27 protein-coding genes and 1 riboswitch are annotated in these 21217 nt (G+C 71.0%); of the genes, 14 read left to right on the forward strand and 13 right to left on the reverse strand.

What is annotated here, in order from left to right; translation table 11 throughout:
- The first annotated feature begins 345 nt into the window (after nucleotides 1-345).
- From AAHF99_RS25265 to AAHF99_RS25275, 3 genes are all read left to right on the forward strand, one after another.
- Nucleotides 346-780 (forward strand): MarR family winged helix-turn-helix transcriptional regulator, encoded by a 435-nt coding sequence (locus AAHF99_RS25265; RefSeq protein ID WP_342167107.1) that lies wholly within the window; start codon nucleotides 346-348, stop codon nucleotides 778-780.
- Between the two features lie 63 nt (nucleotides 781-843).
- A complete protein-coding gene (locus AAHF99_RS25270) occupies nucleotides 844-1707 on the forward strand; it encodes an intradiol ring-cleavage dioxygenase (RefSeq protein WP_342167108.1) in 864 nt (287 codons plus the stop codon).
- A 76-nt stretch (nucleotides 1708-1783) separates the two neighbouring features.
- Complete coding sequence (locus AAHF99_RS25275; RefSeq protein ID WP_342167109.1) at nucleotides 1784-2188, forward strand: DoxX family protein; 405 nt, start codon at nucleotides 1784-1786, stop codon at nucleotides 2186-2188.
- Nucleotides 2189-2402: 214 nt separating this feature from the next.
- Here the strand turns inward: AAHF99_RS25275 and AAHF99_RS25280 are convergent, their stop codons facing one another.
- Entirely contained in the window at nucleotides 2403-3581 is a 1179-nt protein-coding gene (locus AAHF99_RS25280; protein WP_342167110.1) for a DUF2336 domain-containing protein, read from the reverse strand.
- Nucleotides 3578-4390 (reverse strand): response regulator, encoded by an 813-nt coding sequence (locus AAHF99_RS25285; protein ID WP_342167111.1) that lies wholly within the window; start codon nucleotides 4388-4390, stop codon nucleotides 3578-3580. The genes AAHF99_RS25280 and AAHF99_RS25285 overlap by 4 nt, the downstream gene beginning before the upstream one ends.
- Nucleotides 4391-4791: 401 nt before the next feature.
- Between AAHF99_RS25285 and AAHF99_RS25290 the strand changes: the two genes are divergently transcribed.
- From AAHF99_RS25290 to AAHF99_RS25315, 6 genes are all read left to right on the forward strand, one after another.
- Nucleotides 4792-5034, forward strand: a complete 243-nt coding sequence (locus AAHF99_RS25290; protein ID WP_243952573.1) for a hypothetical protein — start codon at nucleotides 4792-4794, stop codon at nucleotides 5032-5034.
- Between the two features lie 52 nt (nucleotides 5035-5086).
- On the forward strand, nucleotides 5087-5269 hold the full coding sequence (locus tag AAHF99_RS25295) for a hypothetical protein (RefSeq protein ID WP_342167112.1): 183 nt from the start codon (nucleotides 5087-5089) through the stop codon (nucleotides 5267-5269).
- Between the two features lie 86 nt (nucleotides 5270-5355).
- Entirely contained in the window at nucleotides 5356-5799 is a 444-nt protein-coding gene (locus AAHF99_RS25300) for a DMT family transporter (protein WP_342167113.1), read from the forward strand.
- 49 nt (nucleotides 5800-5848) lie between these two features.
- Nucleotides 5849-6034, forward strand: coding sequence for a ribosome modulation factor (locus AAHF99_RS25305; protein ID WP_243952576.1), 186 nt, complete (start codon nucleotides 5849-5851; stop codon nucleotides 6032-6034).
- A 110-nt stretch (nucleotides 6035-6144) separates the two neighbouring features.
- Nucleotides 6145-6411 (forward strand): hypothetical protein, encoded by a 267-nt coding sequence (locus AAHF99_RS25310; protein ID WP_342167114.1) that lies wholly within the window; start codon nucleotides 6145-6147, stop codon nucleotides 6409-6411.
- An 84-nt stretch (nucleotides 6412-6495) separates the two neighbouring features.
- Complete coding sequence (locus AAHF99_RS25315; protein WP_342167115.1) at nucleotides 6496-6795, forward strand: hypothetical protein; 300 nt, start codon at nucleotides 6496-6498, stop codon at nucleotides 6793-6795.
- 74 nt (nucleotides 6796-6869) lie between these two features.
- On the opposite strand, the gene AAHF99_RS25320 is transcribed toward AAHF99_RS25315, so the two are convergent.
- Nucleotides 6870-8984: a TonB-dependent receptor gene (locus tag AAHF99_RS25320; RefSeq protein ID WP_412759951.1), complete on the reverse strand. Its 2115-nt coding sequence runs from the start codon at nucleotides 8982-8984 to the stop codon at nucleotides 6870-6872.
- A gap of 133 nt (nucleotides 8985-9117) precedes the next feature.
- Nucleotides 9118-9313: riboswitch (cobalamin riboswitch) on the reverse strand.
- A gap of 236 nt (nucleotides 9314-9549) precedes the next feature.
- Between AAHF99_RS25320 and AAHF99_RS25325 the strand changes: the two genes are divergently transcribed.
- Nucleotides 9550-9810 carry a hypothetical protein gene (locus AAHF99_RS25325; RefSeq protein WP_342167116.1) on the forward strand — a complete coding sequence of 87 codons (261 nt, stop codon included), beginning with the start codon at nucleotides 9550-9552 and terminating at the stop codon, nucleotides 9808-9810.
- Between the two features lie 6 nt (nucleotides 9811-9816).
- Here the strand turns inward: AAHF99_RS25325 and mnhG are convergent, their stop codons facing one another.
- Genes mnhG through AAHF99_RS25355 form a run of 6 tightly spaced genes read right to left on the reverse strand, consistent with a single transcriptional unit; the run spans nucleotide 9817 to nucleotide 15772 of the window.
- Nucleotides 9817-10158 (reverse strand): monovalent cation/H(+) antiporter subunit G, encoded by a 342-nt coding sequence (gene mnhG, locus AAHF99_RS25330; protein WP_342167117.1) that lies wholly within the window; start codon nucleotides 10156-10158, stop codon nucleotides 9817-9819.
- Nucleotides 10155-10439 carry a K+/H+ antiporter subunit F gene (locus AAHF99_RS25335; RefSeq protein ID WP_342167118.1) on the reverse strand — a complete coding sequence of 95 codons (285 nt, stop codon included), beginning with the start codon at nucleotides 10437-10439 and terminating at the stop codon, nucleotides 10155-10157. The genes mnhG and AAHF99_RS25335 overlap by 4 nt, the downstream gene beginning before the upstream one ends.
- Nucleotides 10436-10921 (reverse strand): Na+/H+ antiporter subunit E, encoded by a 486-nt coding sequence (locus tag AAHF99_RS25340; RefSeq protein ID WP_342167119.1) that lies wholly within the window; start codon nucleotides 10919-10921, stop codon nucleotides 10436-10438. Before AAHF99_RS25340 ends, AAHF99_RS25335 begins: the two co-directional genes overlap by 4 nt.
- Nucleotides 10918-12510, reverse strand: a complete 1593-nt coding sequence (locus AAHF99_RS25345) for a monovalent cation/H+ antiporter subunit D (RefSeq protein WP_342167120.1) — start codon at nucleotides 12508-12510, stop codon at nucleotides 10918-10920. The genes AAHF99_RS25340 and AAHF99_RS25345 overlap by 4 nt, the downstream gene beginning before the upstream one ends.
- Entirely contained in the window at nucleotides 12507-12860 is a 354-nt protein-coding gene (locus AAHF99_RS25350) for a Na+/H+ antiporter subunit C (RefSeq protein ID WP_342167121.1), read from the reverse strand. The genes AAHF99_RS25345 and AAHF99_RS25350 overlap by 4 nt, the downstream gene beginning before the upstream one ends.
- Nucleotides 12860-15772, reverse strand: a complete 2913-nt coding sequence (locus AAHF99_RS25355) for a monovalent cation/H+ antiporter subunit A (protein WP_342167122.1) — start codon at nucleotides 15770-15772, stop codon at nucleotides 12860-12862. The genes AAHF99_RS25350 and AAHF99_RS25355 overlap by 1 nt, the downstream gene beginning before the upstream one ends.
- A gap of 142 nt (nucleotides 15773-15914) precedes the next feature.
- On the opposite strand from AAHF99_RS25355, the gene AAHF99_RS25360 reads away from it, so the two are divergent.
- Nucleotides 15915-16208, forward strand: coding sequence for a hypothetical protein (locus AAHF99_RS25360; protein WP_342167123.1), 294 nt, complete (start codon nucleotides 15915-15917; stop codon nucleotides 16206-16208).
- Between the two features lie 4 nt (nucleotides 16209-16212).
- On the opposite strand, the gene AAHF99_RS25365 is transcribed toward AAHF99_RS25360, so the two are convergent.
- Together AAHF99_RS25365 and AAHF99_RS25370 are read right to left on the reverse strand one after the other, a co-directional pair.
- Nucleotides 16213-16695: a hypothetical protein gene (locus AAHF99_RS25365; protein WP_342167124.1), complete on the reverse strand. Its 483-nt coding sequence runs from the start codon at nucleotides 16693-16695 to the stop codon at nucleotides 16213-16215.
- 126 nt (nucleotides 16696-16821) lie between these two features.
- Nucleotides 16822-17676: a MipA/OmpV family protein gene (locus AAHF99_RS25370; protein WP_342167125.1), complete on the reverse strand. Its 855-nt coding sequence runs from the start codon at nucleotides 17674-17676 to the stop codon at nucleotides 16822-16824.
- A gap of 122 nt (nucleotides 17677-17798) precedes the next feature.
- On the opposite strand from AAHF99_RS25370, the gene AAHF99_RS25375 reads away from it, so the two are divergent.
- Complete coding sequence (locus tag AAHF99_RS25375) at nucleotides 17799-18542, forward strand: transporter substrate-binding domain-containing protein (RefSeq protein ID WP_342167126.1); 744 nt, start codon at nucleotides 17799-17801, stop codon at nucleotides 18540-18542.
- Nucleotides 18543-18551: 9 nt separating this feature from the next.
- Here AAHF99_RS25375 and AAHF99_RS25380 read toward each other — a convergent pair whose 3' ends face one another.
- Both AAHF99_RS25380 and AAHF99_RS25385 read right to left on the reverse strand, forming a co-directional pair.
- The gene (locus AAHF99_RS25380) at nucleotides 18552-18830 is read right to left on the reverse strand and encodes a hypothetical protein (protein ID WP_342167127.1); all 279 of its coding nucleotides are present in this window, start codon (nucleotides 18828-18830) and stop codon (nucleotides 18552-18554) included.
- A gap of 103 nt (nucleotides 18831-18933) precedes the next feature.
- Nucleotides 18934-19974, reverse strand: a complete 1041-nt coding sequence (locus tag AAHF99_RS25385; RefSeq protein WP_342167128.1) for an AraC-like ligand-binding domain-containing protein — start codon at nucleotides 19972-19974, stop codon at nucleotides 18934-18936.
- A 351-nt stretch (nucleotides 19975-20325) separates the two neighbouring features.
- On the opposite strand from AAHF99_RS25385, the gene AAHF99_RS25390 reads away from it, so the two are divergent.
- Nucleotides 20326-20775, forward strand: a complete 450-nt coding sequence (locus AAHF99_RS25390) for a Ros/MucR family transcriptional regulator (protein WP_412759952.1) — start codon at nucleotides 20326-20328, stop codon at nucleotides 20773-20775.
- Between the two features lie 12 nt (nucleotides 20776-20787).
- Nucleotides 20788-21210, forward strand: coding sequence for a thiol-disulfide oxidoreductase DCC family protein (locus tag AAHF99_RS25395; RefSeq protein WP_342167130.1), 423 nt, complete (start codon nucleotides 20788-20790; stop codon nucleotides 21208-21210).
- Nucleotides 21211-21217: the final 7 nt, after the last annotated feature.

The raw sequence follows: 21217 nt of genomic DNA on the forward strand, positions 1-21217 counted from the left end.
TCATTCATGGCTACCGATCTGCATCCGCGCGGGTGAACGCCGGTCCGATGGTGTGATAGCGCACGACCCCTATATATGCACGATTGTGATATATGAGTATCTGCATATAATACGCGTGATCCTGAGGCTGTTCAGGGTCCGGCCCCGCCGCGCGGCGGATCGATCGCATCCGCAGCCCCCTGGCGGCCCGGCGGCCAAGGGTGCCGCGATGCCACTTCAAACGCCCGCGCCATGACCGACGCATTGGAAATGGAAGACCCCATGGCCCCGACGCTCAAAGCACGCCAGAGCTCCGAACAGGCGCGAGGGCCGAAAGAAGATCGGCCGATCCTCGATCAGCTCGCGTTGGATTTCGATCGTATCCACGGCCTCGTCTCCGGGCGGCTGTTCTCGTACATCGCGCGCGAGATGCAGAACGGCGACATCTCCTATTCCCAGCAGAATGCCCTGTTCATCCTGTTCGTGAACGGCACGCTGAGCGTCGGACAACTCGCCACCGAACTCGGCCTCAGCCAGACGGCGACCAGCCATCTCATCGACCGCCTGCTGGCGCGCGCACTCATCTCGCGGATCGAGCATCCGGAGGATCGCCGCAGGAAGATCATCGCCCTCACGCCTGCCGGGCGCGAGCGGATCCTGGACATGAAGCGCTTCACGGTCGCGAGCTACCTGGCCGTTCTCGAAACCCTGCCGGAGCCGGTCGTCGCCTCCTTGGCCCACAGCCTGCGCCAGATGGCGGACCATCTACCCGCGCCGCTCCTGCCCGACGTCGATCCTTGAGACCAAGATCTCGCGGCCGCGCCAGCGTCCACACCCGATCACGCGACAACTCGAGACAGCACGATGAACCGACCTCCTCACACGGCGTCACGGCGGCGATTCCTGGCAGGCCTCACCGCCGGATCGGCCGCTATCTTGCCGGTCGGGGCGCCCTCGACGGCACGCGCGGACACACCCGACGGCATGGATGAGGGCGTGTGCGTGCTGACGCCGCAATCCATCGAGGGTCCGTTCTATTCCGATCCGAAGCTCGTGCGGGCCGATATCGCGGACGGCCGCGACGGCGTTCCGCTCCGCCTCCGGCTCCGGGTCGTGGACGCCGGTCCCTGCACGCCGCTGCCGGGCGCACGGGTCGACGTCTGGCACTGCGACGCGCGCGGGCTCTATTCCGGCTATCCCGGGCAGGGCGACGGCGGCTCCATCGATACGACCGGACAGACGTTCCTGCGCGGGACGCAAAACACGGACGAGCAGGGTCACGTGACGTTCAGGACGATCTATCCCGGTTGGTATGCCGGGCGGGCGACGCATATCCATGTCAAGGCCTTCATCGAAGACCGGATCATGCTGACCGGCCAGATCTACTTCCCCGATGCGTTGAACGAGTTCATCTATACGAATGTCCCGGCCTACGGCGATCGCAAGGCCGACCGGTTCGTGATCAACGCCACTGATGGCATCGCCGCCGGCGAGGATCCGCAGCGTCGCGCGTTCTGCGCGGTCAAGGAGGAGCGGGACTGCTACCTCGCCACCCTGACGCTGGGCGTCGACCGTCAGGCGAACGGACGGCGCGAGGCGCCCGGCCGCCCGCCGTTCGGGGCAGGCCCGCCCCCGCCTCCCTCCGGCCTCGGCCAACACGCGCCATCGACGCGGAAGGACCGCGTGCTCGCCCTCGTCCCCGGGCTTCGCACCCGACCGTCGCGATAAGTGTGGGCCGTACCTCGCCGATGCTCCCAACGAGGCTCGGCCAATCCCCAGGGACCTTCAGAAAGGATCGAAGACAATGGATATCCGCACCACCACGCTCGTCTGGGCGCCGCGCATCCTGAGTGTCCTGCGTATCGTCGCAGCCCTGCTGTTCCTGGAGCATGGGACCCAGAAGATCCTGGGCTTTCCCGGGCATCCGAATCCGCCGGTCTTGCTGTCGTTGTCGGGCATCGCCGGGCTGCTCGAACTCATCGGCGGCGCCCTGTTGCTCGTGGGCCTCTTCAGTCGCCCCGTCGCGTTCCTGCTCTCAGGCGAGATGGCCTTCGCCTACTTCATCGCCCATGCACCCCACAGCATCTTTCCCGTCCTGAACGGTGGCGATGCGGCCATCCTGTTCTGCTTCGTCTTCCTGCATATCGCCGTCAGCGGGCCGGGTTCGCTCAGCATCGATGCCGTGCGCGCGAACGGATCGATGAGATAAACCCGTTTTTTCATTCACTGTTGCTTGGTCTCAGGTTCGCCCCTGACAAGCCGGGGCTCATGGGCCGGCGCGTCCTGTATCGCCTCGCCCTGCGGGAGCAGCCTCGCTACCGGGATACCGGGAGGCGCGACCCTGACCCTCGTGGCCTCGTCCGCGATGGCGGGGCGATGGCCGTCCGGTCCACGCTTCCGGTCAGACCGCCGCCTCACACCCCTCAGGCCGAGGCGCGGGCGACCGGAGCGACAGGGGGCCCATCGTCACTCGCCGCGGCGGCGAGGAAGGCGCCCGTCCCCGCCGGGATCGATGCGGAGCGGGCGACCATGCGGGCCGTCCTCGGCGCGATCTCGAAGTGCAGGCGATGGGCGACGCCGAGGCATTCGGGGGAGACCGGGCCGCCGGCGGCCGCCTGCAGCAGCGCCTTCAGGAGCGACCACGGGTGGCCGAGCCCCCGCACGATCATCGCGAGCGCATGAGGCGTCGGCGCGGCGTGGCAGGCGATCAGCACGCCGACCGGCACATCCACATCCCGCGCCAGGGTCGCCAGCACGTCTTCGAGGCGTCGGCGCGCGAGCCACTCCGCGAGCGTCGAGGAGCGGGTGGGTTTCGTCCCCGGCGCCTGGGCCGCGACGGCCGCCGAGGCGGCGTGGCGGTCGAGATGCGCGGCGCACACCGGCGTGCGGAAGGTCCGAGCGACATGGTCCAGGAGCGTGTCGGCTTCCCCACCGCTGAACTCCCCCTCCTCGGTCAGGGCCTGCGCCGCCGCCCGCCGCGCGAGGGCCGCCAGGGTGGCACGGCCGCTTTCGGACAGGTCGGCCCGGCTCGCCAGCGCGAGCAGCAGCGGAAGCGAGCCGGCGGCCTCCGGGAGGAGGCGGTCCAACGCGTCCGCGGCCAAGACCGCCCCCGGATTGGTGAGCAGCCCCGTGACGACGCGCGGCTCCCCGCCCTGGAGGAGGAGTCCCGCCACGACCGGCCCGAGGCTGCGCCGCCGCGCGACGGCCGCCTGTTGCTCCGGCCCGATGTTGTGGATGAGGTCGAGCAGCCAGTCGTCGTCGAAGCTGGGACATTGCGCCAGGAGCGGCACCGAGACGGCGGGGGAGGGATCGCGGGCCAAGCGGGTGGCCGTGATCCGGGGCGCCCGCCGGAGCGGCGTCAGGCATTGGGCGAAGGTCGCGCGGGCCTCCTCGTCGACCTGCTCGAGCAGGCTCGCCAGGAGGCGGTCGAAGCTCGGCTTGTCCGTGGCCGGCAGCCGCGACCAATGCCGCGTGAGGGCCGCCGCCGACCGCAGCACCAGCTCGGATTGGCGGGCGCGGTCCTTGCCGAGGATCGCGGCCTCGATGTCGCGCACCAGCAGGTCGAGACGCGGCAGCGGCATGCGGCCGGGAGAGGCGCTCATCGCGCGGCCGACGCCGCCGCGAGGTCATCCTCGTGGCGTTCGTACTCCTTCCGCAGCGCTTCCAGGAGATAGGGCTGCCACAGGCCGTAGGTCTCGTAGACGGCCCGGTCGATGTCGGTCGCGGTGAAGGGAAGACGCAGGGTCGTGCTGGCGCCGAACAGCGAGAGCTTCGACGCGGACATGTCCTCGTTCGATCCGACCACCATGACGATGCGCGCGCCCGTTCCGTGGGCGTCGATCCGGCAGGCGACCTCCGAGGGCGGCATGTCGGGGATGGACGGGCCGATGACCACGAGGTCGATGGCCTGCGTCGCGGCCACCTTCACGGCGCTGCGGCCGTCCTGGGCCTCGATCACGCGGAAGCGGAAGGAAGTGGCGGCGAAGATCTGCTGGGCGACCTGCCGGGTCTTCGCGCCGGGCTCGACGAAGAGCAGCGTCAGCTCCCGGCACAGGAAGGCGGCGGCCTGCAGCACATGCCTGACATTGCGCTGGCCGAGGGGCTTCAGGAGGACATCGTAGGCGTTGAGCCGCCGGGCGATCGTCGGCCAGCGCGCCGCCAGCAGATCCGCCACGAGGACGATCACGCTGTGGGCGCCGGCCCCCGCGCGCCAGGTGGTGATCATCTCGGCATTCGTGCCCGGCAGGATCGTCTCGATGAACAGGATGTCCGGGGAAGTCTCGGCGATCGCCCGCCGCAACTCGAGGCCGTTGGTCGCCTCCCGGACACAGGCGTCCGGAAGAACGGCGACGATCGCCTCCAGAAGTGTCAGGCGCGTTTCCTCGTCCGCATCCGCGATCAGGATATTCATGACGCCCCCTTCATCGCCGACGGTCGATGCGAGGCGGCGGCGTGCGGGGGTCGGGAAGATCCGTGTTCGGTCGGGATCGGGGCGCTCTCGCGGATCGGCCGGCGGATTTTCAAAGCTGAGGCTCTGTGATCGTCGGCGCGGGCGCGCGTTTCCGAATTCGACGATCGTGGCACGGCGGATCTTAAATTTATCCATACCGTGCAGACACACACAGCAGTTGTGTGCTCGACGAAAGCCGATCCGACCCGCATCCCGAGACGCGGCGTGGCCGCGTTGCAATCCCCTCCGCCGCGCCCCACACTGGGGGCGGTGAGCCGATCTCAGGCATGGTACGGAGGCGGCATCGGGGCGCCGGACACCGGCAGACCGACCGAATGGCCCTTCAGAGGATGACGCGTACGATGCCGATCCAGGCACTCAACGAGCGGAAAAAGCTGTCGAGCGACTTCAACGACGCCAACGATGCCTTCATCGACGCCGTGCTGGGCGCGCTCCAATCCGGCGAGATCCCCCTCGATCTGGCCCGCGCCTACCTCGCCCATCCGGTCGCCATGATGCACGCGGACGGCGCGCAGGCCGTGGCGAACTACTTCGACCGGATCCTGGCGCAGCGGCCGAACATCGATTGGACGCCGGGGGACTGAGCGTCCCCGGCCCGAGGCTCCGAGCGCGAGCGGGTCTTCCAAGGAACGGGATATGGCCGACAACTACAGCAAAGAGCGGATGCAGGCCGAGGCGGCCTTCGCGAAGACGCAGGATCGCCCCGCCGGGAAGACGCCCGTCGCGCCGAGCGTCAGCGCCGCCGACCAGAACACCGCCCGCCTTAAGGCGGCCCGCCTCGAACGGGACGCCCTCAAGGCGAGGTCGGGCAAGCCATAGGCGGCGTGCGGACGCGGCCGCACCGCGCGAACGAACTTCCGGGGGCTCCGGCGCCTTGGTCGAGGATCGGACAGGAGATCTCGGCCATGTGGTACCTCTACGGCTTCGTGCTGCTGGCCGGCGTCGCCAACGCCGTCCAAGCCGGACAGAACGGCGCGCTCTCGAAGGGATTGAACGAATCCCTGACCGCCGGCCTCGTCGTGGTCGCCGGCACGGCCACCTGCATCCTCCTCGTCGGCCTCCTCTCCGGGAAGCTCGCATGGCCGACCTCGGCCCAGGTGCTCGCGATGCCGTGGTGGGCGTGGTTCGGCGGCATCCTCGGCGGAGGCATCATCCTCGCGCAGTTCGTCGTCGCCCGGCAGATCGGCGCGGCGCCGTTCCTCGGCCTCCTCGTGACGGCCGGCGTGGTGACCTCGATCCTGCTCGACAATTTCGGGTGGGTCGGCTTCGAGCGCCACCCCGCAAGCCTCTGGCGGATCCTCGGCGGGTGCCTGATGGTGGGCGGCGTCGCCCTGGTCGCCCTGTTCTGACCGCTCGGCCCCGCGACGCCCTCGTCTTGCCGATCCTTGGGAGAAGGCCATGACCGAACCACCGGACGACAATCTGGACCATTATGCCCTGGGCTTCTACGCGCCCGGCAAGCACATCGCCCGCGAATCCTGCCCCTATGCAGAGGGCACGGAGGCGCAGGCGCGCTGGCTGGCCGGCTACGATGCCGCCGTCCGCGGCGAGGCCCTGGAGGATCGCGCAGAAGGTTCGGCGTGAGGTCGGGCTCGCGTCCCTGTGACCTTCCCGGCCTTCGGACGTTGGCCTGAGACGGAGGCGCTCGGCTTCGGAGCCGTGTGACGCCTCATCGAGCCTCGAAGGACACCCCCATGAAACGCATCCTGATCGCATCCGCCCTCATCCTGTCGCCGTTCGCGCTCGCCGCGACGGCACAGGCCCAGGGCACCATTCCCGGCGCCCAGCGCGGGGCGGAGGACGGCAACCGCGCGGCGGGGCCGATCGGCGGCGTCGTCGGCGGAGCGGTCGGGGCCGCGACCGGCACGGTCGGCGGCGTCCTCGGCGTCGATCCGGAGCGGGATCGCCGGGACGAGCGGATGGAGCGCCGGGAGGAGCGTCGGGAGATTCAGCGGCGCTAAGGGCCGGATTCTTGCTGCCGCCGGCCGAGGGCCGGCGGCAGCGCCGGAACCGCCCCCTCGAAAGGCCCTCCGCCCGGAGCCCCGATGACCCGCCCCCGCCGTATCGGCCTGCCGTGGTACGCCCCGGAGAATTACGACGCGCTGCGTGCGAGCCTCGACGACGGCGCGCGGCTCCCTCCGGCCTATGAGACGTGGCGGATCGCGACCGAGCAGATGGAGCGGGAGGTCCAACGCAGCGGCGTCGAGGTCGTCCGCGTCCCGATCGAGCCGGACGCGTTCGCCCTGTGGTGCGCCCGCGACGGCGGAAGGCCGGACGCCGCCGCCCGCTCCCGCTATGCCGCCGAAGTCCTCGGCCGGGACGGCGAGCAACCCTCCGGCCCCTGAATCGGCAACGGCACCGCCGACACGACCAAGATGGGCCGCAGACCGACCAGGCGCCCAAGCCTTAACGCGCCCGGTCAGAACCGCCCGGCGATGGTCAAACGCACGGCGGTCGGCTCCACGGGGTGGAACACCCGGTCGATCAGCCCCTCGGCCGGCTCGCCGGGCAGGCGCGAGACATAGGCGTAGGTGATCTGGTCGGATCGGCTGTTCGTCAGGTTCAGCACGTCGAGCGAGACGCTGACGCCGTTCTCGAAATTGTAGCCGACCCGGCCGTTGAGGAGCGCCGTCGGGCGCGAGCGGATCGAATTGTCCTCGATCAGCGGGCGCGGCCCGAAATAGCGGAAGCGGAGCGATCCGAACCAGCCCAGCGGCTCGCCGAAGGTGATGCCGGCCGAGGCGATGGTGGTCGGCGCCTCCGGCACCCGGTTGCCCACCGGGTCGACATTCGAGAACCGGGCGTTGGTGATCGTCAGATCGCCCTCCAGCGAGAGCCAGGGCGTCACCGCGTAGCGGTTCGTCCATTCCACGCCGAAGCGGCGGGTCGGGCGGCTCGGCTCCGTCGTGCCGGTGTCGCCCTGGAACAGGTTCTCGGAGGCGAAATCGAGCCGGAACAGGGCGAGGCTCGTCTCCAGGCCCGCGATGGACCGGTTGCGCAGGCCGATCTCGTAGCCCGTCGAGGGGACGAGGAAGGGCGAGCGGGTGGTGTTGAACAGTGAAGAGGTCGGATCGACCGTGGCGGTCACGCCGCGTACGTCGTTCGAATGGAAGCCGCCGCCGTAATTCAGGTAGAGTTCGGTGTCGAACCATGGCCCGAGCACGAGGCCGAGCTTCGGGTTGACGATGGCGTCCCGCGCCTTGCCCGAATTGGCCGGCGTGTCCGAGACGACGCTGGCGTAATAGCCGTCCGCGCGGAAGCCGAGGCTGGTGCGCAGCCAGTCGGTCCAGCGCACGCGGTTGTCGAAGTAGAATGCCCCGCTCGTCTCCAGCACCCGGTCGTCGAGGATGCCGGAGCGGAACTGCCGGTTCGTCGTGTTGAACAGGCCGACGCGGATCGAATCCGTGCGGGTCTGGACCCCGACCTCGTTCTCCATCGGCAGGCCGAACAGGTCGCCCTGGAAGATGTGCAGCGCCTCGCCGCCGCCGATGATGCGCTGGTCGAGCTGGTGGAACTGGTCGCCGTTGACCGGGTCGTTGAGAAAATACGTGAAGTCGTTGAACAGGTTGAGCTGCGAGCGGATCACGTAGGCCGAGGCCCGCGTCACGCCCGTGTCGTCCGTCGCGCTGAACCGGCCGGAGAGGGAGAACCGCGAGGTGTTGCCGCCATCGGTGGGGTTGAGCGTGCCGTAGCGGTCGAGCTGGCCGGAGACGACGGCGCGTTCGGGGATCTGGTTGGTGGCGGTCCAGCGGGCGGCATAGGCCATGCCGGTGACGGAGAACCCGTCGAGCGCCGTGCCCTGGCTGTAGCGGGCGACCGTGCTGATCTTGCGCAGCGCATCCGGCACCACCCAGGGCCCGTCGTAGAGCTGCGCGTCCGCCGCCACGAGGAGGTGGCCCTCGGCCAGCGGCGCCGAGGCGATGGACAGCGCCCGCTTGTAGCCGAAGCTCCCGATCGACGTGAGCGCGAGGTTCTTCGGGGTGCTGTCGAGATAGTCGATCCGCACCGATCCGGCGGAGGCGAAATCGCCGTCGCGGACGAAATACGGGCCCTTGTGGAATTCCACCGCCCCGACGAGTTCGGGGATCAGGAAGTTGATGTCGGCGTAGCCCTGGCCGTGGGCATGGGTGCGCATGTTGAGCGGCATGCCGTCGAGGAACAGGGCGATGTCGGTGCCGTGGTCGAGGTTGAAGCCGCGCAGGAAGAACTGGTTGGCTTTGCCCTCGCCGGAATGCTGCGTGACGATCAGGCCCGGCACCGCCTCCAGCACCTCGCCGGGGCGCGTCACCGGCCGGCTGTTGATCACCGCACCCGACACGAGGCCGGCGCTGGCGGACTCCACGGTGAGGAGCGGACCGCCGATGCCGGTGGTGCCGCCGACATAGCCGGCGCTCGCGGCGGGCGTGGCCTGGGTTGGGGCCGGGGAGGGGGAAGCCGGCTCGGCGGTGACGGAAATCTCGTCGAGGGTCGCCTCCAGCGCGGTGGCCGGCGCGGGGAGGGCGGCGAGGCCGGAGAGGGCAAGGGCGGCACGCAACGATCGGCGCGAGGGACGGATCACGGGAGCCTCAGGGGCGGCAGTGGCACGTCACCGCGAAGGACTCTCCGCGCCCGGCCCCACAGCCCGGCGCTTCGACACCCGCCAGGACACCCCGCCCGACGCGTTTCGCGTGTGACCACGACTGACGGCAGGTCTCCTGGCTCGCGGGTCGCCGCCCCTGCACCGTCTTCCCGGATGAGACTCATCCAGTGACGTGGTGGTGCCGGGCTCGCCGCTCACAGTTGCGGGGGCAGCCGCGGATTCGGGTCGCCCCGCACCGCGTTCCCTTTTGATCCCCGAGGGGAACCGTCAAAGCCGAGCTTACGGAGAGGTGGCCGGCGGCGTCAACGCGGTCATCGCCGCTTCCCGGGGCACTGTGCTTTCCCGGTCGCGGCAGAGCGGGGGCCGTGACTGGTGAAGGTCCGCCCCCTCCGCAGTATCGGCGTCACGCCGACGTCCCGATGACATGTGTGGGGGAGCACGGCGGGCCGGGAACAGCTCTCCAACACTGTCGTTTGAGGCTCATCGTGTTCGTTTCTAGCCGTCAGGAGGGGGCATACTCATGACCGGACAGCGTTTCACCCGTCTCGTCGCCGGGATCGTCATCGCGGGCAGCCTCGCCCTGCCGGGCGGCGCCGTGGCGGCCAACTATACGGGGACCGGCGGCGGGCCGGAGACCACCGCCAACGCGCCCTACCGCTCCACCGTGGGGCAGACCGTCCCGCCGGGCCGCGCGGCGGCACCGGAGGTCGATCCCGGATCGCGCACCGAGCGGCAGAAGCGCCTCGACACCGTGCTGGAGAGCGTCTGCGACCGGTGCTGAGGGCATTCAGGATTTCGGCGGCGCGCCCGGACGGCCCTCGTGCCGGTCGCGGTGGGCGGCGGCGCGGGCGAGGAGCAGCAGCGTCACCGGCGTCGTGACCGTGAGGAACACGCCGATCAGCAGGTCGCGCAGGACGAGGCGCCCCTCGATCAGCGACAGGAGCAGCATCGAGCTGCACAGGATCAGCGCCATGCCGAGGGTCGCGCCCAGCGTCGGCGCGTGGACCCGCTCGTAGAAGGTCTTGAGCCGGATCAGGCCGATGGCGCCGGTGAGCGAGAAGGCGGCGCCCGTCAGGGCGAGGCCGACGACGAGGAGGGCGGCCCAGGCGGGCAGGCCGGCGCCGGTCACTGCACCACCTCGCCCTGCATCAGGAACTTGGCCAGCGCCACCGAGGCGGTGAAGCCGAGCATCCCGACGATGAAGGCCGCCTCGAAATACAGGCCGCTGCCGGTGCGCATCCCATGCACCACGATTGCCAGCATCCCGTTGAGATAGAAGGTGTCGAGGCCGAGCACCCGGTCCTGCGCGCGGGGGCCGCGCAGCATCCGCCACGCGGCGATGGCCATGGCCAGCACCAGCATCGCCTGGGCGAGGCCGAGCCCCCAATCGAGGATGGTGACGGCGCTCATGCGAAGATCTCCATCAGGGGACGTTCGTAGCGGTCCTTCACCCGGCGGACCCAGGCCTCGCCGTCCGTGAAGTCGAGGACGTGCAGCAGGAGCCGTCCGGTGTCGGAATCGTACTGCACCCAAAGGGTGCCCGGCGTCGCCGTGAGGATGATCGACAGGAGCGACAGGGCGAAGGGCTCGCGCAGGTCGAGGGGGATCGCCACGAACCCCGTCCGCCGCGCGCCGGTTTGCCGGCCGAGGATGATCCGCGCGACGTCGATGTTCGAGCGGACCATGTCCACGAGCACGATCCCCGCCAGCCGGAGGAGGGCGCCGGGGGCCCTCACCCGCACGGGCCGGGCCTGGAGGGCGTTCATCACCGCCGGGACGGTCAGGCCCACGGCCAGGGCCAGCAGCAGGCTGCCGGGCGTCACCGGGGCGTTGAGGAGGAGCCACGCGAGGGCGAGGCCGGCGGAGAGCCAGGGATGGGGCAGGAGCCTCACGGGGTGGGTCCTCCCAGGACGGCGCGGACGTAATCCTGCGGCTGGGTCAGCCAGCCCACCGTCGCGTCGGCATAGGCCAGCGCCGGGCCGCCCCAGACGGAGAGGGCGAGGCAGGTCGCGAGCAGGCCGGCGAGCGCCGCGACCTCGGAGCGGGCGAGCGTCGGCGGCTTGTCCGCGTCGCGCACCCAGATGTTGAGGATGCCGAGCCGCACCAGCGGCATCAGCGTGAACAGGCTCGACAGGGTGAGGGCGGCGATCAGCCACCAGCCGGCGGGGGAGGGCGCGTCGGCGGCGCCCACGAAGATCGCGAGCTTGCCGACGAAGCCCGCGAGCGGCGGAATCCCCGCCAGCATCAGCGTGCAGAGCAGGAAGCCGACGCCGAGGATCGCGACACCCGCCGGGATGACGCTGCCGACCTCGACGGAATCCTCGTCGTCGAACGGGTCGCGGTACTCGTCGGCGAAGACCGGCGCGGCGGCCTCGGCCGGGTCGCGCCCGCGCTGCAGGATCTCCGCGAGGAGGAACAGGGCGCCTGCCGCCAGCGTCGAGCCGACGAGGTAGTAGAGCGCCCCCGCCAGCGCCCGGTCGTTGCCGGAGCCGAGGGCGGCGAGCACCGTGCCGGAGGAGACCATCACCGCGTAGCCCGCCGCGCGGGTGAGGTCGCGGGCGGCGAGCAGGCCCACCGTCCCGAAGGCGAGGGTCGCGAGCCCCGCCGCGAACAGCATGGTCTGGCCGAAGCCCGCCGAGACGCCCGCGCCGAAGACGAGGAGGCTCAGGCGCACCACCACGTAGATGCCGACCTTGCTGAGGATCGCGAGGATGGCGGCGGCCGGCGCGGTGGCTGCCGCGTAGGTGGAGGGCAGCCAGAAGCCCAGGGGCCACGCGCTGCACTTGATGAGGAAGGCGAGGCCGAGGATGGCGCAGCCGATCTCGAACAGGGCGAGTTCGCCCTCGGGCGGCCCGGCGAGGCGCCGGGCGAGATCGGCCATGTTGAGCGTGCCCATCGTGCCGTAGATCAGGCTGACGCCGACGAGGAAGAACAGCGAGGCCACGAGGTTCACGGCGATGTAGCCGAGCCCGGCGCGGATCCGCGTCTCCCCCGAGCCGTGCAGGACGAGCCCGTAGGAGGCCGCGAGCATCACCTCGAAGAACACGAACAGGTTGAACAGGTCGCCGGTCAGGAAGGCGCCGTTCACCCCCATCAGCAGGAGCAGGAACAGGCCGTGGAAGCGCGGCCCCGCCCGCCCCCAGCGGGCGAAGGAGAAGACCAGCGCGCAGAGCCCCAGCACCGAGGACAGCGCCAGCATCATCGCCGAGAGCCGGTCGGCCACGAGGACGATCCCGTAGGGCGCGGCCCAGTTGCCGAGGCGGTAGACGCGCGGCGCGTCCGAGACCGAGACGACGAGGGTGACGGCGATGGCGATCAGGGCGAGGATCGTCGCGAAGGACAGGCTCGCCTTCAGCGCGCGGCGTCGCTCGTCGAGGAGGAACATCGCCCCGGCCACCGCGATCGGCAGCACCACCGGCAGGACGGTGACGTGGTCCGACCACGCGGTCTCGACGGCGAGATTCGTGACGGCCGGGTTCATGGGCGGGGCTCTTCCGGGTGCAACTCGCGCCCATCGACATGGTCCGAGCCGGTCACGCCCCGGGCGGCCAGCAGCACCACGAGGAACAGGGCGGTCAGCGCGAAGCTGATCACCACGGCGGTGAGCACCAGGGCCTGGGGCACGGGATCGTCCACGGAGACGATGTCCGGCCCGGCGCCGAGGACGGGCGGCGCCCCGACGGTCAGCCGCCCCATGCCGAAGATGAACAGGTTCACCGCGTAGCTCAGGAGCGACAGCCCGAGCACGACCTGGAAGGTGCGCGGCCGCAGGATCAGCCAGATCCCGGCGGCGGACAAAACCCCGATCCCGAGGGAGAGGACGAGTTCCATCAGGCGCGCTCCCGCTCGGCCTCGGCGACCCGCGTCCGCCGCAGGGACTGGTGGGCCAGCGCCACGAGCATCAGCACGCTCGCGCCGACGACGAGGACCATGATGCCGAGATCGAAGATCAGGGCGGAGGCGAGCGGCACCTTGCCGAGGATCGGCGCGTCCCAATAGGCGAAGGCGGCGGTGAGGAACGGGTGCGCGAACAGCCAGGAGGTCGCCCCGGCGAAGACCGACACGAGGAGGCCGATCCCGATCCAGAGGATCGGCTGGATGCGCAGGCGCTCCTCCACCCATTCGGCGCCGTTGGCCATGTATTGCAGCATGAAGCCGATGGTCAGCGTGATGCCCGCCGCGAAGCCGCCGCCGGGCAGGTCGTGCCCGCGCAGGAACAGGTGCAGGGCGAGCATCACGACGAAGGGGAACAGCCACGTGATCACCGTGCGCGGCACCATCAGCGCGTCGGCGGCGGTGTGGCCGGGCTCGCGCCCCTCGCGGCCCCTGTCGTAGGCGTCCTGCCGGAGCTGCTGGGCCGGGCGCGCGCGGCTGTCGGGGGCGGGGCGGAAGCGGCGCAGCAGGGCGAAGACGGTGAGCCCGACCACGCCGAGGACGCAAATCTCGCCCAGGGTGTCGAAGGCCCGGAAATCGACCAGCAGCACGTTGACGACGTTGCGCCCGCCCGCCTGCGGATAGGCCTCCTCCACGAACCAGCGGCTGATCCCCTCGACGGGGGGCCGGGTCATCACCGCATAGGCGAGCCCGGCGAGGCCGGACCCGGCGCAGGCCGCGATGGCGAGGTCGATGAGCCGCCGCCGCCGCGCCCGCCCCCGCTCGGAGGCCGGCGCGGGGATCGCCGCGTCCCGCTTCGGCAGCCAGCGCAGGCCCAGGAGCAGCATCACCGTGGTGACGATCTCCACGAGGATCTGCGTCACCGCGAGGTCCGGGGCCGAGAGCCAGAGGAAGCTGAGGCAGCTCACGAGGCCCGCCCCGCCGAGCAGGATCACCGCCGAGAGCCGGTGATACTTCGCCCGTTCCGCCGCGCCGACGGCGCAAGCGGCGCCGACCAGCCAGAGCAGGGCGAAGGCGGGATCGAAGGCGGTAGTCCGCCCCGGCGCGAACAGGTCGAGCCCCCGCCCGAGGCCCGTCGCCGTGGCGGCGAGCAGGGCGGCGAGGAACAGGATGCGCAGCTGCGGCTGCAGCCGGTCGGTGCCGAGCCGCGCCTCGAGCCAGCGGGCGCCGAGGACGAGGTTGGTCATGCCGCGCTCGAACAGCCAGCCGCCGTCGAGCCGGTCCATCAGCCACGGGCCGCCGCGCGGGTTGGTGTCGATGCGCTTGCCGAAGGCCATGTAGAGGGCGACGCCGCCGGCCAGCGCCAGGACGCTCATGGCGAGCGGCGCGTTGAACCCGTGCCAGAGGGCGAGGTCGTAATCGGGCGTGCGGTCCCCGAGCACGGCGCGGGCGGCGCCAGCCAGGAGCGGCCCGATCGTCAGGTTCGGCACGAGGCCGATGGCGACGCAGGCGAGCACCAGCGCCTCGATGGGGATGCGCATCCAGCGCACCGGCTCGTGCGGCGCGTGGGGCAGGTCCCGGGCCGGGGGTCCGAAGAAGGTCTGGCGGATGAAGCGCAGGGAGTAGAGCACCGTGAAGGCGCTCGCCAGGGTCGCCAGCACCGGCAAGGCGAGGTTGAGGGCGTGGTCGCCGGTGTTGTCGACCGCCTCGGCCAGGAACATCTCCTTGGAGAGGAAGCCGTTGAGCAGCGGCACCCCGGCCATGGCGGCGGCGGCGACCATGGCGAGGGTCGCGGTGTAGGGCATCGCCCGCCACAGCCCGCTGAGGCGGCGCATGTCCCGCGTGCCGGTTTCGTGGTCGATGATCCCGGCGGCCATGAACAGCGAGGCCTTGAAGGTCGCGTGGTTCACCGTGTGGAAGATCGCGGCGACCACGGCCAGCGGCGAATCGAGGCCGAGCAGCAGGGTGATCAGCCCGAGATGGCTGATGGTGGAATAGGCCAGCAACCCCTTCAGATCGTGCTGGAAGATCGCGCTCCAGGCGCCGACCAGCATCGTCGCCATGCCGGCGGTACCGACGATCCAGTACCAGCTCTCCGTGCCCGACAGGACCGGCCACAGGCGGATCATCAGGAAGATGCCGGCCTTCACCATGGTCGCCGAGTGGAGGTAGGCGCTGATCGGCGTCGGCGCCGCCATGGCGCGGGGCAGCCAGATGTGGAACGGGAACTGCGCCGATTTGGTGAGCGCCCCGGCCAGGATCAGCACCAGGGCCGGCAGGTAGAGGGGGCTCTCGCGGATCGCCGTCCCCGAGGCGAGCACCGCGTCGAGGTCGTAGCTGCCCGCGATCCGCCCGAGGATCACCATGCCGACGAGGAGGCACAGGCCCCCGGCGGCGGTGATGGTGAGCGCCATCCGCGCCCCGTCGCGGGCCGAGGCGTTGTCCGACCAGTAGCCGATCAGCAGGAACGAGACGATGCTCGTCAGTTCCCAGAAGACGACGAGCTGGAGCACGTTGCCCGAGAGCACGATGCCGAGCATCGCGCCCACGAAGGCGAGGAAGTAGCAGAACAGGCGCGGCACCGGATCGGCGGCGGCCATGTAGTATTGCGCGTAGAGCACCACCAGCGCGCCGATCCCGAGGATCAGCAGCGAGAAGATCCAGGCGAGCCCGTCGAGGCGCAGGACGAAGCGGACGCCGAGGCTCGGCAGCCAGTCGACGGCGAATGTGACGGGCTCCGGCCCCGAGGCGAGGGGCGAGAGCCACGCGAGGCAGGCGAGGCTCGCCAGCGTCGCGAATCCCGCGACCCCGGCGGCGGCCCCGCGCGCGTGGCTCGGCAGGCAGATCGCCACGACGCTGCCGAGGAAGGGCAGGGTCGCGGCGGCGACGAGGAGGAGTTCGGGCGGCATCGTCTGAGGGAAGAGCGCACTTTCCGCGGCCAAGCAACAGTGTTGCCGTCGCGGGGCGCGCAAAGCCCGGTGCCACGCCTTGCCGGCGGGCGGCGCCGGCCCATCTCACCGGCTTCGGACGATCGTCCGAAGGGAGGTCGCCATGCGCGTCACGTCGCTTGCGGTGGTTCTGGGCCTCGCCGCCGCAGGGCCGGCCCTCGCGCAGGGGGGCGGCGGAGCGGTCCCGGTCTGCGAGAACCTCGTCGCCCTGCGCCAATGGTCGGCCGGGGCGGGGGACGATCCCGTGCGGGCGGCGGCGCAGGCCGAGAAGCCGCCCGGCTGCCGCCTCGTCGCGCGGGAGACGCTCGGCGCCGTGGAGCGCCGCTCGACCTTCGGCGGGGCGATCTACGAATGCCTCGCCCAGGCCGGCGGCGCCTGCGTCTGGGTGATGCCGTAGGGCCTCAGCCCTTCAGCCGCTTGTTGCACGCGCTGTAATAGCCGCCGCCCTTCTGGATCCACTTCATGTCGCCGAGCGTGCCGGCGGCCTTGGCGGCGTTGTAGCTGTCGAGGCAGGTGTGCATCCGCTGCTTGCCGGCCGATTCGCTCGCGTATTTCGGATCGACCTTCGCCGGGAAGGCGGCCGTGCCGGTCGCGGCGGCGGTGGCCGCCGGCGCGGGGGAGGGCGCCGGCGCAGGGGCGGCGGTCATGGTGCCGCCGGCCGGGGCCATCGGGTTCGGCACGGTCGCGGCGGCCTGGGCCGGAGCGGCCTCCGCGCCGCATTCGGCCCTGCGGAAGTCGTTCCACTTCCGGCCGTTCAGCGTGCCGTCCTGCTTGGCGGCCTGGTATTTGGTCGAGCATTCCTTCGTGGTCAGGGCGAAGGCGGGGGTGACGGACAGGCCGAGGGTGACACCGAGCAGGGCGGTGGCCAAGGGTGAGCGGACCATGACGGGATCCTCCAGGTCGCGGGCGCGTGCGAACCGGAGCGGACGCTACTTGCGGCTGTGATTTCGACAAGCGCGCAACCGTCATTCGCAGTTGAAAACTGCGTGTGCCGAGAGGGGCTTGTGGCGCTACAGGAGCGGCTTCGCCTTGAACGTGTAGTCCACGCGCAGGCCGAAGGTGAACTGGTCGGGGTTGCCGTAGGGGCGGTCGACCAGGGGGCTTTCGCCGGAGGCGCCGAGGATGCGGCTGTAGCCGCCATAGGCGGTGTAGGACCACGTGTCGTCCTGGCGGAACGTGACGGCCGCGAGGAGGCCGGCGGAGTAGAAGCTGCCGGGGTCGTAGGCGACGACGCGGCCGTTGATGGCGGCCTCGATCGGGCTCACCCCGAAATAGGTCCGCGCGAAGCTCGCATCGCCGATGTTGAAGCGCGGCCCCGCCGAGACCAGCCACCGCCCCACGGGCAGGAGGTAGTCGGCGGCCACGGTGCCCACCGTGCCGTGATGCCCGTAGACCCCCTGACGGACCTCCCCGCGCAGGCGGATGGCGGAGACGGGGTAGATCTCCACGAACAGGCCTGGCTCGAAGGCCATCCGCGCATCGCGGAACCCGAACAGGTGCGCCCGGTCGTCGCCGTAATAGCGGCCGGGGACGAAGCGCAGGGTCGGGCCGGTGCGGAACGCCTCGGTGTCGTAGAGGGTGAAGCTGAGATTGTCGTCCGGCGCGGAGAAGCGGCGCGGCTCGCCGGACTTGCGGATGTCGAGGCCGGGATAGCCCACGGCGGTGTAGTCCGCCGCCCCCGGATAGCGGGGGATCGCCTGGGCCGTGGCGCTCACGGTGATCTCCCAGGTCTCGGCGTCCATGTAGGTGAAGGCGGCCGGGCGCGCGGGCAGGTCCTGCGCGGCGGCGGCGGTGACGGCGGCGGCCAGGGGCAGGCAGGCCACCCCGGCGCGCAGGCCGGATACGAGACTCGACGCGTTACCCACCGACCGGACCTGCCTTTCTCGGCGCGCAGATTCCCGCGCCCGCCGCGACACGCCAGACACATTGTCTCGATCAGCGCCGTTCCGCGGTGGGATGCGGCATCGCGGCTGCTATCCTGCCCGGCATGACGACAGATGTCCCCGTCGATCCCGTTGCGAAGGCCGAGCTGGCGCCCGAGGGCGCGCTGCGGGCGGGACTCGTGGAGGCGCCGTCCCCCGGCCTGATCTTCGTGAGCCGCCGCCGGGATGGCGGCCTCGACGGGGTGACGGCGCTCCTCGCCGGGGATCTCGCGGCCGGTCTCGGCCTCGCCCTCGCGCCGGTCCTGTTCCCGAATTCCGGGGCGTTGGCGGCAGCGCTCCAAGCCGGGGCGGTCGATGTCGGCTTCATGCCGGTCGACGAGACGCGGCGGCGGATGGTGGCCTTCGGGCCGGGCTACTACGACCTGGAGAGCACCTATCTCGCCAGCGCCGCGTCGGGCTTCGCCGCCGTGGCGGATGTCGACCGGCCGGGCGCACGGGTCGTCGCCATCGACGGCACGACCACCTTCCGGGCCTCGTCCCGCACCCTCACGCACACCCGGCCCGAGCCGGTCGATTCGGTGGCCGAGGCCATCGCGCGGATGCGGGACGGCCGGGCCGATGCGCTGGCCCTGTCCCGCGATACGCTGAGGTCGGTGGTGCCGCAGGTGCCGGGGTCCCGGATCGTCAGCGGCGGCTTCCAGCACACGCAGGTCGCCGTGGCCGTGCCGCCGGACCGACCGGCGGCGCTCGCCTGTGTCGGCGCGTGGCTCGACGCAGCGAAACGGTCGGGCCTGGTGCGCCGGGCCTTCGACGCGCACGGGTTCGCGGACGAGCCCGTGGCCGCCTGAGGCGGGGCCTCAGCCGCGCCGGAGTAGGACGATGGTCTGGGCGTGGCCCTGGGCGGCCGCCTCCTCGCGCGGGGTCGAGGGCCGGCCGAAGGTCTGCGCCCAGGTGAGGGTGATGACCTGCGCGCTCCCGGTCGTCTCCTCGCGCTGCATGCGCAAGGCCCGGCGGCGGGCGGCGCCGATCCAGCGCCGGATCCGCGTATTGCGGGTTCGCGACGATTCCGGCGCCCACATCTCGTCCTGCCGCCGCCTGAGCCAAGCCACCGGCCGCTCACCCTCGCTCCGCACCATGGACATCCATCCAGCACAACCTGGAGATATGTCGCGCGAAGCCGGGTCCCTCGCGACCGGCGCCCGTCCCAAAGTGTTCAGCGGGCGTCCCAATGCACCGGCCTCACACGTCGAGCCGGAGCACCCAATCGTAGAAATCGTCCCAGCCGCCGGCAGGCAGCGCATCCGGGGCGCCCCCGCCCGGCCCGGCCCCGGTCCCACCCGCCCGCACGTCCGCCGGGCTGAGGCCGAACTCCGCCCGGAACGCCTGGGTGAAGCTCACCGGACTGCCGTAGCCGTAGCGATAGGCGATCTCCGAGATGCGGATCCCGTGCGGCCCGGCCTCCACGAGGTCGCGGTAGGCGCGGGCGAGCCGGCGGCGGCGGATGTATTCGAGCACCCCACCCAGCGGCGCGAACAGGCGGTAGAGCCCGCTGCGCGAGATGCCGAAGCGGTGGCAGAGATGGCTCACGCTCAGGAGCGGCGAGCCGATCTCGGCGTCGATGTAGCGGCGGATCACGAGGAGCACCGGCGCGCGCTCCGCCGGACGCTCGCCCCGATCCGCCCCGGCCGCCGTGCGGGCCGCCATGCCGACGAGGATGGCCGTCGCCTCGGAGGCGGCCCGCGCCTCGTCGGCGGTGAAATGCGGCGCGTTCGCCCCGAGGGAGCGCAGGTGGTCGCTCACCAGGGTGCCGAACGGAGTGCTCCCCCGCAGGATCGTCCCATGCGCCTCCTCCAGGCCCTGCCCCTCCTCCGGGAACAGGGCGCGGGGCATGATCAGGGTCATCGCCCGGTAATCGGTCGAGCGCATCGCGAGGGGCCGCGACAGGTCGAGGAGGGCGATGTCGCCGGTGGCGAGGTCCGTCTCGCGCCCGGCGGCCTCCACCTCGGCATGGCCGTCCATCCGCATCTGGATGGCGATGTGATCGACGCCCATCCGTGCGACGAGGCCCCGCGAGCGCTCGATGCGCAACTCCGAGGCGGCGGTGAAGCCGACGATGGCGTTGCCGAGGTGGTAGACCTCCGACCGGCCCCGGAATTCCGGTGTGTCCTCCTTGCGGATGCGCACGTCCCAGAACGGGGCCACGGCCTCGCGCCAGGCCGAGACCTTCCGCGGGCCGAGGGTCGAGCCCTCCAGACGGAGATTGGGTCCGCGTACCGTCATCGCTGGTTCGAACGTCGCTCCGGTCCGCCTGCTCGACCGGGCTGGACCCGTGTCCGGTCAAGGTCTTACCGAGGGATAAGCCCGGCACAACACAGTTGCCACGGATTCGGTGTCAATTGCAGACAATCTTTCTACCCAGGGGCAGGGCGGGCTCGACAGCACCGGCCACGCCCAGGACCGCCCGGCGACGCGGCAGGCCTGCGACGGAGCTATGCACCTTCAAGTTGTATGTTTAAGCACAGGTTCGGCATTGAACTGGCATGGGGGTCGCTTTAGTTATCTGTATTGTTCAAGCCGAAAGCCTTCTCCATGACCGGATCAGCCCCCGACAAAACTTTAGAGTTTATTGAGATGACCGGCGAGATTGTCGCCGCTTATGTCTCTCACAATCACGTTGCCGTGACCGATCTGCCTGCGCTCATCGCCAGCGTGCACGCCTCGCTCAACGGCTTTGCCGACGGGAGCGCCCTCCAGGGGGCCGAGGAGCCTTCGAACAAGCCGTCGGCGGCGCAGATCCGCAAGTCGGTGAAGCCGGAGGGCATCGTCAGCTTCATCGACGGCAAGACCTACAAGACGCTGAAGCGTCACCTGACCTCGCACGGCCTCGACCCGGACAGCTACCGGGAGCGGTTCGGCCTGCCGGGCGACTATCCGATGGTGGCCCTGGCCTACAGCGAGAAGCGCTCCAGCCTCGCCAAGTCCCTGGGCCTCGGCCGCCCCGGCGAGCGCGCCGCGCGCAAGGCCCCCGAGTCCGTCGCCCCCGAGCCCGCCGCCGCGAAGGGACGCCGCAAGGTCGCCTGACGGGCCGCCGCGATGGCCGGCACCTCCTCATCTCCCCTCGGCGGATCGGACAAGGACCTCACGGTCTATTACGACGGAAGCTGTCCGCTCTGCCGCGCCGAGATCGACCATTACCGCGGCTGCGAGGGCGCCCGGCGGCTCGACTTCGTCGATGTCGGGCGGAACCCGGACGCGGTTCTGGGCGAGGGCCTCGACCGCACGCGCGCCCTACGCCGCTTCCACGTGCGCGACGGAGCCGGGAACCTCGTCTCCGGCGCGGCGGCCTTCGCGCGCCTGTGGCGGGTCCTGCCGGGCTGGCGCTGGCTCGCGGGACTCGTGGACCTGCGCATCTTCGGCCTCCGCCCCGTCCTGCCCCTGGCGGAGGCCGCCTACCGCCTCTCCCTGCCGCTGCGGCCCTGGCTGGCGGGGCTCGTCGGGCGGTGGCGGCGCGACTGAGGGCGGC

Origin of the sequence: Methylobacterium litchii, from assembly GCF_038442315.1 — a bacterium.
GTDB lineage: Bacteria > Pseudomonadota > Alphaproteobacteria > Rhizobiales > Beijerinckiaceae > Methylobacterium > Methylobacterium litchii.